Here is a 14,076-nt window from a genome sequence, read left to right as displayed (position 1 = left end):
TTCCCCGGGGCCGTCGAACGCGATGCGGTTCCAGCTCCTGGGGCCGCTGGCCCTCGCGGACGGACCCGACGCCGTCGTCCTCCAGCCCTCCAAGCCCGCGAACCTGCTCGCCGCACTCCTCCTGCACGCCAACTCCACCGTCTCCGCCGACTACTTGCAGCGCGCGGTGTGGGGCGAGGAGCAGCCCGCCACCGCCAGGGCCGCCCTCCAGACCTGCGTCCTGCGGCTCCGCCGGCTGTTCGCCAAGCACGGCGTCACCGGCACCTCCATCGAGGCGGTGCCCGGCGGCTACCGGATCACCGCCGCACCGCCCACCCTGGACCTCCTCGGCTTCCGCGACCAGGTGCGCCGGGCCGCCGGTCTGGACCGGGACCCGGAGGCGGAGCTCCACGCGCTCAGGGACGCCCTCGCGCTCTGGCAGGGCGCGCTGCTCGCCAACGTACGGTCCGACGTCCTGCACCGCGACGAGGTGCCCCGGCTCGCGGAGGAGAGGCTGCGCGCGGTCGAGCGGGTCTGCGACCTGCTGCTGGGGCTCGGGCGCCACGGAGAGGCGCTTGTCGACCTGTGGACCGCTACGCGCGTATACCCGGGGCACGAACGCTTCCACGAACAGCTCATCGAGGCCCTCTACCGCACCGGACGCCAGTCCCAGGCTCTAGCCGAGTACCGCAGGGTCAAGGGCTTCCTGCTGGAGGAGCTGGGCGTGGACCCCTCGCCCTCCCTGCGCCGCCTCGAACTGTCCATCCTGCGCGGCGAGGACCTGGGCTCCGCCGGTCCCGAGGCCGCCCGCGTCATCCGGGGCGAGACCGTCCCCCTCCCGGCCGCCGCCCCGGCCGCGACCCCGTCCGCCGCCGCCCCGGTCGCCCCCGCGGCCTTCGCCCCGGCCGCCGCACCCGGCGTCGGGCCCGTTCCGGCCGTGCCGCACTTCACCGGGCGGGCCGCCGAGGCCGCCGCCCTGGCCGCCCGCCTCACCGCACCTGCGGCCACCGGCCCCGAGGACCACCGGCCCCTCACCGTCCTGGTGTCCGGCGCGCCCGGCATCGGCAAGTCGGCGCTCGCCCAGCACGTCGCCCGCCTCGTCCGGGACGCCTTTCCCGCCGGGCAGTTGCTCGTCCGGATGACCCGCGCGGACGGCGAACCCCGCACGGTCGACGAGGTGTCCGCCGAAGTGGCCCTCGCACTGGGTGAGTTGGGCGAAGGGCGGGCCCTGCTGATCCTGGACGACGTGGTCGACGCCGACCAGGTGCGCCCGCTGCTCCCGCCGGTCTCCGCCGACGGACCGGAGACCGCCGTCGTGGTCACCAGCCGGATGGGGCTCGGCGGGCTCATCGCCACCCACGGCGGCTGGGTGCAGCGCCTGACCGCCTTCACCGACGCCGAGTCGTACGCCCTGCTGCTGGCCACCCTCGGCGCCGAGCGGGTGGAGGCCGAACCCCGCGCCGCCCACCGACTCGCCGCCCTCTGCGGCCACTTCCCCGCCGCCCTGCGCATCCTCACCGCCCGGCTGCTGACCCGGCCGGGGCTGCGGCTCGCCGACGCCGTCGACTGGCTGGGCGAGGACCCGCTCGCCCGGCTCACCCTGACCGACTCCCCGGACCACTCGGTCACCGGCCTCTTCGACCGGGCGCTCGACCGGCTCGACCCCCGGCTGTCGGAGGCCTTCGCCCACCTCGCCCAGGGCCCGCCGGAGCTGCTCGCCGACCGGGGCCCCGACGAGGAGGGCCCCGTTCCCGAAGCCGTACGGGAGCAACTGGCCGACGCCGGACTGCTGGAGGACGGCCCGCCGGGCCCGTACCGCATCCACGACCTGCTCCGCGCCCACGTACGAAGAACCGCCCGGATCCGCGACCGCCGCACAGAGAAGGTGTGATCCCCATGGCCGAGAGCGCCGCACCCACAGCCCCCGCCACGCCTGCCGCCCCCGCCACGCCCAGCACATCCGCCGCCCCCGCCGTACCTCCGTCGACGCCCGCGACGACGGCGTTCGACGCGCTCGCCGGCACCCGGCCGCGGATCCGCCGCGACGTGCTGTTCACCGAGACCCCCGGCGGGGTGCTGTTCCACAACGCCGACGGCGGCTTCCACCTCACCGGCCGCACCGCCTACCGCTTCGCCTCGCTCGTCGTCCCGCACCTCACCGGGCACCACCGGCTGGCCGAACTGTGCGCCGGATTCGGGCCCGCACAGCGGGCGATGGCCGCCGAACTGGTCAAAACGCTGTACGCACGCGGCTTCGCCCGCGACATCCCCGAGGCCGATCCGGCGGCGGAGGACGCCCTCGACGCGGAGACCGCCGAGCGGTTCGCCGCGCAGATCGCCTACGTCGACCACTACACCGACGACGCCCCCGCCCGCTTCGCCCGCTACCGCGCCACCCGCGTCGCCGTCCTCGGCGACGACGAGACGGCCCGCTGGTGCGCGCTGAGCCTGGTGCGCAACGGCTGCGCGAGCATCGGCACCGTGACGGCCTCGGACGACGTCACCGCCGAGGCCGCCGCCCACGGGACGCGCGTCGAGACGCTCACGGCCGGTACGGACGCGGGCTGGGCGGGCCTGGACGGCTACGACGTCGTCGTGGTCACCGGCGCGGGCGCCGGAGCGCGCACCCACCGGCTGCTGGCCGCCGGAGTGCCCGAGGGCGTGACCCTCATCCCCGCCTGGCTGTTCGGCCGCCGCCTGATCGTCGGCCCGCTCTCCACCGCCGACTCCACCGGCTGCTGGTCCTGCGCCCTGCTGCGCCTGGGCGGCAACGTCGACCCGGGCACGGCGGCCGAGCTGTGGAGCGAGGCGGCGGGGGCCGTACCGGTCGGCGGGGCCGCCCTGTCCGGGCCGGTCGCCGCGATGGTCGGCAACCTCGTCGGCTACGAGATCTTCCGCCTGACCACCGGCGCACTGCCCGCCGAGACGGCCGGCCAGGTCCTCGTCCAGGACTTGGAATCGCTGGATGTGATGGCCGAACCGGTCCAGCCCCACCCCCGCTGCGCCCGCTGCGGGGGAGGAGTCGAGCACGCCGCCCTGCCCGGCCCGCTCGCGCTGCCCGTCACCGCGACCGTGGAGACCGCCCGCCACGCGGAGGGCCTGGTCGAGGAGCTCAACCGGATCAGCACGGCGCTGGTCCGCCCGTACACCGGGATCTTCCGCCGCTACGACGACGAGGAGCTGACCCAGACCCCGTTGAAGCTGAGCCGGGTCGAGGTGGCGCTCGGGGGCGGGGCGCGCCGCCGGATCGCCGCGTTCGACGTGCACCACCTGGCCGGGGCGCGGACCCGGGCGCTGTACGCGGCGGCCGAGGCGTACGTGGAGCATGTCGTCCCCCTGACCTCCCCGGCGGGCGTCGGGAGCGGTGACCGGGAGGGCGGTGCGCAGAGCCTGCGGACGTTCGGGCCCGACGCCCTGACGACCGGCGGCGGCACCGGGGCCGTGCCCGCCGCCTGGGCGGTCGCCACCTCGCTGATCGGCAAGGACCCGGTACGCGTACCGGCCGCCGCCCTGCGCCCGTTCGGGCCGCACAACCAGGACCGGGCGCACCTGGCGACCACGGCGGGCGCCGGGGCGGGCGGCAGCGCGGCGGAGGCGGCGGGCCGGGGGCTGCTGTCCGCGCTCGCCCACGACGCCCTGCTCCGCGCGGTACGGGGCGCCACCCGGGTGAGCCCGGTGGCGGTCGGCGGCGACGACCCGGAGCTGGTGTTCCTGCTGAAGTCCGCCGCCAACCTGGACATCGCCGTGGACCTCCTGGATCTGGGCGAGGCGGACCGCACCTCGGCGCACGTGGTGCTGGCCCGCGAGTGCAACGGCCCGGCTGCCGAAGCCCGTTGGGCGGTCGGAGCCGGGCTGTCCCGGCGTGCGGCGGCCACGTCCGCCCTGCGTGATCTGCTCGGCCGGGTGCAGCTCGCCGCCGAGGACCCGGGGGTGACGGTCGACCTGGGCGACCCGCTGGTGGCCGATCTGGCCCCCGGGGCGATCGCGGTGGGCGGGGAGTCGGTGGCGGCGGACGCGGCGGAGACCACGTTCGACGCGGTGCTGGAGGCGCTGCGGTCCGCCGGCCGCGACGCCCTGTACGCGCCGACGACCCCGGCGGACCTGGGCTCCGCCTCCGTCGCCACGGCCCGGGTGCTGCTCACGGTGGACGGCGAGGGCGGCCCCGATGCCCGTTGAGACCCTGCCGGACGCCCCGGTCACCCCGGCCGCCCCGGCGGTCACCCGTACACACTCCGCACCCGGGCCGGCCGAGTCCACCCGGCTGCTCGCGGCGCTCCTGCGCGACGGGCTCGCCCGGCACGGCACGGCGGCGGGCGACACCCCGGTGGACGTCCAACCCCTCGGCGTACGCGACGCGTTCGCGGGCGACGAGGCGTTGGGCCCATCCGCTACCGCCTCGGGCGACGAGGCGGTGGGCCCGACCGACGCCGGCGCGGGCGACGAGGCGATGGTGAACCCCGGCACCGTAGCGGGCGACGATGCGGCGGCGGGCCCCGCCGATGCCGTCCCCGTGCGCCACTACGGGCGACACGCCGTCGTCGGGCCGTTCCCCGCACCGCCCGGAGCCGGGCAACGCCCCTGCGCCCGCTGCCTGGAGCGGCGCTGGCAGAGCGTGCGGTCCGTCGCCCTGCGCGAGGCGCTGGAGCTCGGTTCCGGCACCCGGGCGGCGGGCCCCTCCCCGTACGTCACCCCCTTCGCCGCCGAGGCGCTCGCCGGGGTCATCGCCGCCCGGCGGGCCGGCGGCGGACCGGAGACCGGGGCCTTCCCCGCCGTCCATCTCGTCGACCTCCAGACCCTGGCCGTCCGCCACTACCCGCTCGTCCCCGACCCGGAGTGCCCCGCCTGCGGGCGGCCCGAGCCCGACAGCGACGCCTCGGCGGCCCTGACCCTGCGGCCCGCGCCCAAGCTGCGGCCCGGCGGCTTCCGGGTCCGCGACATCGGGGGGTACGAGCTGCCCGTCGCGCCGTACGCCAACCCCGTCTGCGGGTCGCTCGGGCCCTCCGTCGTCCAGGACGTCTCCTCCACGTCCACCTCCGCCACCATCGGCTGCTTCTCCATGCGCTCGGGACCGTATCTCCGCGAGACGTTCTGGGGCGGGCACGCCGACACCTTCGCCGAAAGCCTGCGCATCGGCGTCCTGGAGGGCCTGGAGCGGTACGCGGGCATGCGGTCCCGCGCCAAACGCGCCCAGGTGCGGGCCAGTCTGCACGCCCTGCGCGCCGAGGGCCGGGCCGTCGTGGACCCGCGCGTCTGCGGCCTCTACTCCGACGACTTCCACCGCGCCAACCCCCGCGTCCCGCCCTTCACCCCGGACCGCGAGATCCCCTGGGTGCGCGGCTGGTCGCTGCGCGACGGACACACCGTCCTGGTCCCCGAGGTGCTCACGTACTACCACGCGCCGGGCCTGGAGAACCGGTTCGTGCAGGAGAGCTCCAACGGCTGCGCGTCCGGCGGTGCGTTGGAGGAGGCCGTCTTCTTCGGGCTGATGGAGGTCGTCGAGCGGGACGCGTTCCTACTCTCCTGGTACGGGCGGGCCGCGCTGCCCGAGATCGACCCGCGCACCAGTCGCCGCCCCGCCACCCGGCAGATGGTGGACCGGCTGGAGATGTACGGCTACGAGGCGCGGTTCTTCGACACCCGGATCACCTTCCCGATCCCCGTCGTCACCGGCGTCGCCGTCCGCCCCGACGGCGGGCCCGGCCGGATGTGCTTCGGCGCGGGGGCCGGACTCGACCCGGAGGCGGCGCTCGCCGGGGCGCTCTGCGAGATCGCCACCGACGCCGTCAACCTCCAGGGCCGCACGGAGCGCGACGAGGAGCGGCTGCGCGCGATGACGCACGACTTCGCGAAGGTCGAGGCGCTGCACGACCACCCGCTGGCCTACGGCATCCCGGAGATGGGCGACCACGCGGACTTCCTGCTCGGCGCACCGGGAAGCGCCCGCCCGCCCCTCCGTTCCTTCGACGAGCTGTACGGGGACGGGGACGGGCCCGGCGCGCGGCCCGTGCTTCCGGTCTCCGACGATCTGCGCGAGGACCTGCTGCGGTGCGTGGACACGGTGGCCGCCGCCGGGTTCGACGTGGTCGTCGTCGACCAGACCATGCCGGAGCAGCGCGACCTGGGGCTGACCACGGTGAGCGTGATCGTGCCCGGACTGCTGCCGATCGACTTCGGCTGGACCCGCCAGCGTGCCCTGCGCATGCCCCGGCTGCGCACCGCCCTGCGCGAGGCGGGCCTGCGGACGGCGGACCTCACCGACGCCGACCTCAACCCGGCCCCGCACCCCTTCCCATGACCCCACCCACTCTCCCGCCCCTCTCTCCCGCCCCCTTCTCCTCCGCTTCCTTCTCCTCCGCTCCCTCCGCTGCCGTGACCAAGGAGCTCGCCATGGGATACGCCCATGAATACGCCGCCGCGATCATGCACCGCGGCCGGATCCCGATGGACCCCGTGGACTACGTGCCGAACTGGCAGGACGGCCCCCGCAAGGCCAAGTTCCACCCGGGCGCGGACGGCTTCCCGCTGCCGGACGCCCCCTACCCGCCCGGGGCGACGCTCGACCGGGGCCTGTTCCCCGAAGGCGGCGCAGGGCGCGGGGAGTTCGACCTCGGATCGCTCTCCGGCATGCTCCGTGACTCGTACGGGCTGACCGGCCGCCGCCTGGGCGTCCAGGCCAACACGGACCTCAACGCGCTGCCCTTCTACCCGCTGGCCAACTGGTCGCGCGGCTCCGCCTCCGGCGGCGGGCTGTACCCGGTCAGCATCCACTGGGTGTCCGGGCCGAGCGGACCCGTACCGCCCGGCGTGCACTACTACTCCACCCGGCACCACTCCATGCGGCGGCTGCTCACGGGCGACGTCTCCGGCCGGGTGCGCGACGCGCTGGGCGAGGGCGCGCCGGGGCCGGAGACCGATCAGTACCTGGTGCTGGGCATCAAGTACTGGCAGAACTCCTTCAAATACAACAGCTTCTCCTTCCACGCCGTCTCCATGGACCTCGGGGCCTGCGTCCAGACCTGGCGGATGTGGGCGGCCGCCCGGGGGCTGTCCGTCGAGCCGGCGCTCTGGTTCGACGAGGACCGCCTCGCGGAGCTGCTCGGGGTCGACCCGCGGGAGGAGGGCATCTTCGCCGTGGTGCCGCTCAAGTGGGCCGGTGGTGAAGTGAGTTCGGGCCGGTCGCAGGCCCCCGCCGCCCCCGTCTCCGTCCGGCACCAGGACGTCGAGCGCTCCCGTACCGTCCTCACCTTCGACGCGCTGCTCCGCATGCAGGCCGCCACCTCCGCCGACGCCACCGCCCGGCCCGCCCCCGGCGCACTGGCCCCGGCCGCCGCGCACCCCGCCGACGAGCGGCTGCCGGAGGTCACGCTGCCGGCCGCCCGGCCGCTGGACGCCGACGTACGCACCGCCCTGCGCGCCCGCCGCTCCAGCTTCGGCCGGTTCGACGCCCGGAAGCCGGTCACCGCCGACCAGTTGGCCGCCTGCCTGGCGGCGGCCGCCGCCGGATCGCGGCTCGGCGGCGACACCGGTGACGTACGGCTGGCGAAGCTGTACGCGTTCGTCGGCCATGTCGAGGGCATCGCGCCCGGCTCGTACGCCTACGACCCCGAGGCGCGGAGCCTGCGGCGGGTGAAGGAGGGCAGGCCGGGGGAGTTCCTCCAGAAGAACTACTTCCTCGCCAACTACAACCTGGAGCAGACCGGAGCCGTCCTGGTGCCGACCGTCCGCACCACCGCCGTCCTCGACGCGGTCGGAGACCGCGGATACCGGCTGGTCAACGCCACCATCGGGGCCGTCGCCCAGTCCGTCTACACCGCCGCGGCGGCCGTGGACCTCGGCTGCGGCGTGGCCCTCGGCTTCGACAACATCTCCTACATCGAGGAGCTCGGGCTCGAAGGGACGGGCGAGGCACCCCTGCTGATCATGATGATCGGCAACGAACGCCCCGCCCCCGCCGACTTCCGCTACGAGATCGCCTGAGCGGGGGAACGACGATGACCGACACCACCAACTCCCCTTCCGACCGGCCCGCGTTCATGCTGCGTGTCGCCGGGCTCCCGGTCGACGACGTCCAGGCCCTGCGCTGTCCCGACAGCCGCCGCTGGGCCGACGAAGTCCTCGACACCACCGAGCAGTTGGCGCTGCTGGCCGAGAAGGCCGCGGACCAGCTCCACGGGCTGATCGGCGGCAGCGACGACGAACCGCTGCGCCGCGCCCTGCTCAAACTGCGCCGCGACGTCTTCAACAACCGGCTGCCGGACCCGGTGGCCGCCGACGACGCCCTCGCCCGGGTCCGCGCCCTCGACCCGGCCGCCGCCCGGGCCCTCGCCGACTGGCTGACCGGCCGCCGCGCCCTGGACGAGCGGCGGGGCGCGGGGGCCGGACTGCTGGCCGCCGAGACCGGCCGCAGCCGCACCGAACTGGCCCGGATCGCCGGTCACGAGCGCCTGCGCAAGGGCCTGTTGCTCGCCTCGCCGACCCTGGACGCCCAGCTCGACGGCTACCGGCGGAAGACGGCCGAGGAAGCCGGGGCGCGGCCGGACCGCAAACAGCGCAAGATCGAACGCTCGCTGCTCTCCTACGTCTACCGGACCGCCTGCAAGACCAGCCCCTTCTCCACCTTCACCGGCGTCGCCCCCGGGGTGTTCGGCGGCTCCGACGGGCTGCGCCTGCGGGTCGGCGAGGAGTGGCGGACGCAGGTCCGGCTCAACGTCGTGGCGCTGGGCCGGCTCGCCGACGCGGTGATCGCCGACCCGGTCCGCCGCGCCGATCTGCCGCTCGCCCTCGCCTCCGGCTGGGGGCGCGACGACGACCGGGTCCGCTACGTCCGGCGCTGGGTCACCGCAGGCGACGACGACACCGCCGTCACCTTCGACGCGGTGAAGGACCGGCTGTTCTTCCTGCGCCGCAGCGGCACCCTGGAACGGCTGCTCGGCCTCTTCGAGGAACGCGGCGCCCTCCGCTACGGCGAGCTGGCGGCCTGGCTGGAGCAGGACCGGGGCGCGGCGCGCGAGGAGTGCGAGCAGTACCTCGGGGCGCTCCTGGACGTCGGCATGGTCCAGGTGCCGTGCCTGCGGACCGAGGTCCACGACATCGACCCGCTCCGCGCCTTCCAGGACGCGCTGCGCGGCCTGGACCGGCCCTGGGCCGACCGGCTCGCGGACCGGCTGGAGGAGCCCGCCGCCCGGGCCGCCCGCTTCGCCGACGCCGGTCCGGACGAGCGGCGGGCCCTGCTGGAGTCCGTACGGGCCGGGCTGCGGGCGGTCCAGGAGGAGGAGCTGGGCGCGGAGCGTGCGAAGGTCCCGCAGACGCTGCTGTACGAGGACGCGGCGGCGGGCTCCCCGGCTTCCTCCGGCCTCCCGCAGGCGGCTGGCTCCGGCGTGATGCTGGACCCCGACGCCTGGCGGGAGCTGGCCGCCGGTCCGCTGGCGGCGGTGGAACGGGTGCTGCCCGCCTTCGACCTCACCCTCCCGCAGCGGATCACCTTCCAGGGCTTCTTCCTCGCCCGGTACGGGCACGGCGGGCGCTGCGACGACCTGCTGAAGCTGGTCCACGACTTCCACGAGGACTTCTTCGACCAGTACATGACGTTCTCCGCCACCCGCACCCCGTACGACGCCGACGGCGTCTACGTCCCCGAGGTCAACTGGCTCGGCCTGGAGAAGCTGCGCGCCCTCGACACCGCCCGCCGCACCTTCACCGACCGGATGGCCGCGCTGTGGCGGACGGCGGAGGCGGCGGAACCGGGCGCGGCCGAAGTGCGGCTCGACGAGGGTTTTTTGGACGCGGTCGCCGGTGAACTCAAGAGCATCGCACCGGACTTCGCGCCGATGAGCCACCACGTACAGATCGCTGACCGGCCCGGCGACCCGCTCGTCGTCCTCAACCGGTCCTATGGCGGGGTGTCGTTCTCGTTCACCCGGTTCACCCAGCTCTTCGACGGCCTCGACGAACAGCTCCTCGCGGACACCGAGACCCTTGTGCCCGAAGGCGCGGTCCTCGCCGAGGTCACCGGCGGCCCGGTCACCAGCAACCTCAACCTGCACGGCCGGCTCACCCCGTACGAGATCGTCTGCCCGGGCGAACGCGGCACACTGGAACCGGAGTTCCGGATCGCGCTGGACGACCTCTACCTCGCGCACGACCCCGGGGCCGACCGGCTCGTCCTGCGCTCGGTCCGCCTGGACCGCGAGGTGATCCCCGTCTACCTCGGCTACCTCGTCCCGCTCGCCCTGCCCGAACTGCCCCGCACCCTGCTCCTCCTCTCCCCGACCTCGATGGCCCCGCTCAACGTGTGGGCGGGCGTCCCCGAGGGCGAGCCGCGCGGCGGGGTCACCGGGCGGCCCCGGGTGCGGCACGGCTCGCTCGTCCTGAGCCGGCGCAGCTGGAGCGCCCCGGCCACCGTCCTGCCGCTGCACCGCCCCGGCACACCGGAGGACGGCTGGTTCCTGGACTGGCACGCCTTCCGGCGCACCCACGGCCTGCCCGACCGGGTCTTCGCGACGGTGTCGGACACCGGGGCCCGGGGCGCGACCGGGGCCAAACCGCAATACCTCGACTTCGACAGCCCGCTGTCCCTGTCCGCCTTCGAGGCGCTCGTCAAGTCCCCCGAGGCCAGGGTGGTGTTCCGGGAGATGCTGCCGGACGAGGACGCGCTGTCCACCGTCTCCGGCCACGGCCGCCATGTCGCCGAACTGGCCGTGGAGACGGCCGTACCCGTCCGCAGGAGGAGCACCTCATGACACCCCCCACCCCATCGGCCGAGACCGCGACCACCGGAACCGGAACCGCCACCGGAACCGCCACCGCCACCGGTGCTTGGCAGGCCACCCACGTCTTCTACGCCGCCAACCCCCGCCCCTTCCTCCTGAACTGCGTCCGCCCGCTGGTCGCGGAGCTGGAGGCGGACGGGCTGCTCGCCGGGTACTTCTTCATCAACTACTGGCTGGAGGGCCCGCACATACGGCTGCGCCTGAAGCCCGCCTCGCCCGCCGCCGAGCCGGAAGTGGCCCGCCGCACCGCACAGGCCGTGGACGCGTTCCTGGCCGAGCGGCCCGCGCTGTACGAGGTCGACTCCGGGTTCCTCAACGACTTCTACAACACGCTCTTCGAGATCGAGTTCCCCGGCGGCGAGCGCGGCCACTACACGGACGACCGGGGCCGGATGAACCTGCGCCCCAACAACTCGCGCCACCGGGAGCCGTACGAGCCGGAGTTCGGGAAGTACGGCGGGCCCGCCGGGATCGAGCTGGCCGAGTGGCACTTCCGGCACTCCAGCGACCTGGTGATCGACGCGCTGGCCACCAAGAACCTCCACCTGCGCACCGTCCTGCTCGGCACCGCCGCCCAGTTGATGATGGTGATGTCCTCGACCTTCCTGCCCGGCCGGGCCGAACTGACCGACTACCTGGACAGCTACTACGAGTTCTGGCACCGGGCCTTTCCCGGCACCGGCTTCATCGGCACCGACGAGTACGACCGCAACTACGCCCGCACGGCCGATGGGCTGCGCGACCGGTTCGCCCGGGTCCGGTCCGCCACCGCCCCGCCCGGGAGCGCCCGCTCGCTGCCCGGTTCGCTGGCCGGCTGGGCCGAGCACTGCGCCGAACTCCGCGACCGGGCAAGGAAACTGGCCGAGGACGGCGACCTGGTCTTCCGGTCCTGGGACGGCGAGCGGGACGAACAGGTCACCGACCCGGCCGTGGCGTTGCCGCTGCTGCTGTCCCCGTACATGCATATGACCAACAACCGGCTGCACGTCACCATCCGCGACGAGGCCTACCTCAGTCACGTCCTGGGCCGGGTCCTCAAGGAGTCCGCATGAGCGCATCCGGGGCGGCCCCCGGCTCGCTCGCCTCCTACCGCCCTGAGCTGCGGCCCCGCGTCCTGCTCAGCGACCCGCTGCTGGACGGAGCGGCGACCGTCCACCTGATCAAGGACGCCGAGACCGGCAACTCCTTCAAGGTCGGGGCCAAGGAGCACTTCCTCATCGCCCGCATGGACGGCGAGCGGAGCCTCGCGGAGATCGGTGAGGCGTACGCGGGGGAGTACGGGCGACGGCTGGCGGACGCCCACTGGCAGCAGCTCCTGGCCCTGCTCGGGGCGAAGGGCCTGCTGGCCGGAGCCCCCGCGCAGAAGGCTCCGGCCGCAGCGCCGGGGAGCGCGCCGGCTCCCGCGCCCGTACCGGAGCGGCGCACCCTCCTGCGCGGCACCCTCCCTCTGGTGGCCGACGCCGACGCCACCACCGCCCGGCTGCACCGGGCCCTCGGCTTTCTGCTCGCGCCCTGGGCGATGGCGCCGCTGCTGGTGCTGATCCTCGCCATGGAGGCGGTGGTCATCGCCCGCTCCGGCGAACTGCTGCTCGCGGTACGGGAGTTGTTCGGCAACCCCGTCCTGCTGACCGGGACGGCGGTCCTGCTCTGGGTGAGCACCGCCCTCCATGAGCTGGCGCACGGGGTGGTGGCCCGGCACCACGGCGGGCGGGTCGCCGAGATTGGGCTGCGGTGGCGGCTGCCCGCCGTCATCATGTACTGCACGGTCGACGACTACCTCTATCTCGGCAGCCGCCGGCACCGCATCGCCACGGCCGCCGCCGGTGCGGTGATGAACCTGCTCTTCCTGCTCCCGTTCTGCGCGCTGTGGCTGTTCGCCCCGCTGGACAGCGCCACGCACGAGGCGTTCGCCGCCCTGCTGTTCCTCGGCAGCGTCCAGGCGTTCGCGATGCTCGTACCGCTGCCGCCGCTGGACGGCTACCGGATCGCGGGCCAGCTCGCCGGGGCCACCGGCCTCGCCGCCTCGGCCGGCGTCTACCTCCGGCTCGCCCTGCGCCGCGCCCCGGAAGCGGCCGCCTACCCGCGCCGCGCCCGTATCGCCTACTCCGCCTATGTGTCGGTCACGGTGCTCGTTCTCGCCCTGGTCGTCGCGGCGGTCGTCGCGGCCGCCCATCATCTGCTGACGGCCTGAAGTCCCGCCCCCAGGACCGGTGTTCCATCCGGGCCCGGTGTTCCATCCCAAGGAGAGCCCCATGACGTCCACCGCCCCCCGCACCCCCCACGACCCCCCGGCGGGACCGTCCGCCGGGCCCGCCGTCGCCCTGACCGACGTCCACAAGACGTACGGCGCGACCCGGGCCGTCGACGGGGTCTCGCTGACCGTCGCACGCGGGGAGTTCTTCGGGCTGCTCGGGCCCAACGGGGCGGGCAAGACCACGCTCGTCGAGATCATGGAGGGCCAGCGGCGCGCCGACTCCGGGACGGTGACGGTCCTGGGGGAGAGCCCCTGGCCGCGCAACACCGCCCTGCTGCCCCGGCTCGGCGTGCAGACCCAGGCCTCCGCGTTCTTCGTCCGGCTGACCGCCCGCGAACACCTGGCCACCATGGCGGCCCTCTACCGGTGCGACGCGGCCGCCGCCGAACGGGCGCTCGCCTCCGTCGGCCTCACCGAACAGGGGAACACCCGGGTCGACGACCTCTCCGGCGGCCAGCGGCAGCGGCTCGCCATCGCCTCCGCCCTGGTCCACGACCCCGAGCTGATCTTCCTGGACGAGCCGACCGCCGCGCTCGACCCACAGGCCCGCCGCTCGCTGTGGCAGGTCCTGCGCGACCTCAAGGGCCAGGGCCGCACCATCGTCTACACCACGCACCACCTGGACGAGGCCGAGGCGCTCTGCGACCGGGTCGCCATCATGGTCGCGGGCCGGGTCGCCGCGCTCGACAGCCCCGGCCGGCTGATCGCCGCCTCCAGCCCGACCACCCGGCTGCTCGTCCCGGCCGACCGCCTCACGCCCGAACAGGCCCGCGCCATCCCGGACGTGGACCGGGTGACCGAGGAGGGCGGCTCCGTCGTGCTGGAGACCCTCGCCGCGGGCAAGGTCCTGGCCGCCGTCGACGCGATCGCCGGACTCCAGGGCGTACAGACCAGGACGGCCAGCCTGGAGGACGTGTACCTGGAGCTGACCGGCACGGAAGCCGGGGCCGGAGCCGGTGCCGGGGCCGGAGCCGGAGCTGGGGCCGGAGCCGGAGCTGGGGCCGGAGGCGGTACGAGCACCGGCACCGGGGCCCCGCAGCCGTAGTCCAGGTAGATCCGCCCTCCACACCCCCC

The 14,076-nt window shown here is 74.9% G+C and carries 7 protein-coding genes and 1 pseudogene; all 8 read left to right on the top strand.

What is annotated here, in order from left to right; translation table 11 throughout:
- Positions 1 to 22 precede the first annotated feature (22 nt).
- Positions 23 to 1,870: a BTAD domain-containing putative transcriptional regulator gene (locus G3I54_RS18995; RefSeq protein WP_164616060.1), complete on the top strand. Its 1,848-nt coding sequence runs from the start codon at positions 23 to 25 to the stop codon at positions 1,868 to 1,870.
- 5 nt (positions 1,871 to 1,875) lie between these two features.
- The gene (locus G3I54_RS18990; RefSeq protein ID WP_164616059.1) at positions 1,876 to 4,155 is read left to right on the top strand and encodes a TOMM precursor leader peptide-binding protein; all 2,280 of its coding nucleotides are present in this window, start codon (positions 1,876 to 1,878) and stop codon (positions 4,153 to 4,155) included.
- A complete protein-coding gene (locus G3I54_RS18985) occupies positions 4,145 to 6,274 on the top strand; it encodes a TOMM precursor leader peptide-binding protein (protein WP_164616058.1) in 2,130 nt (709 codons plus the stop codon). The genes G3I54_RS18990 and G3I54_RS18985 overlap by 11 nt, the downstream gene beginning before the upstream one ends.
- A 92-nt stretch (positions 6,275 to 6,366) precedes the next feature.
- The gene (locus G3I54_RS18980) at positions 6,367 to 7,956 is read left to right on the top strand and encodes a nitroreductase family protein (RefSeq protein WP_164616057.1); all 1,590 of its coding nucleotides are present in this window, start codon (positions 6,367 to 6,369) and stop codon (positions 7,954 to 7,956) included.
- A gap of 14 nt (positions 7,957 to 7,970) precedes the next feature.
- Positions 7,971 to 10,718, top strand: coding sequence for a lantibiotic dehydratase (locus tag G3I54_RS18975; protein WP_164616056.1), 2,748 nt, complete (start codon positions 7,971 to 7,973; stop codon positions 10,716 to 10,718).
- On the top strand, positions 10,715 to 11,800 hold the full coding sequence (locus G3I54_RS18970) for a lantibiotic dehydratase C-terminal domain-containing protein (RefSeq protein ID WP_164616055.1): 1,086 nt from the start codon (positions 10,715 to 10,717) through the stop codon (positions 11,798 to 11,800). The genes G3I54_RS18975 and G3I54_RS18970 overlap by 4 nt, the downstream gene beginning before the upstream one ends.
- Positions 11,797 to 12,939 carry a site-2 protease family protein gene (locus G3I54_RS18965; RefSeq protein ID WP_164616054.1) on the top strand — a complete coding sequence of 381 codons (1,143 nt, stop codon included), beginning with the start codon at positions 11,797 to 11,799 and terminating at the stop codon, positions 12,937 to 12,939. The genes G3I54_RS18970 and G3I54_RS18965 overlap by 4 nt, the downstream gene beginning before the upstream one ends.
- A gap of 61 nt (positions 12,940 to 13,000) precedes the next feature.
- A pseudogene (locus G3I54_RS18960) lies at positions 13,001 to 13,936 on the top strand (ABC transporter ATP-binding protein); the annotation flags it as partial.
- Positions 13,937 to 14,076: the final 140 nt, after the last annotated feature.

Source organism: Streptomyces sp. SID14515 (genome assembly GCF_010548505.1).
Lineage (GTDB): Bacteria > Actinomycetota > Actinomycetes > Streptomycetales > Streptomycetaceae > Streptomyces > Streptomyces caviscabies.
This window is presented reverse-complemented; position numbering and strand designations above follow the sequence as displayed.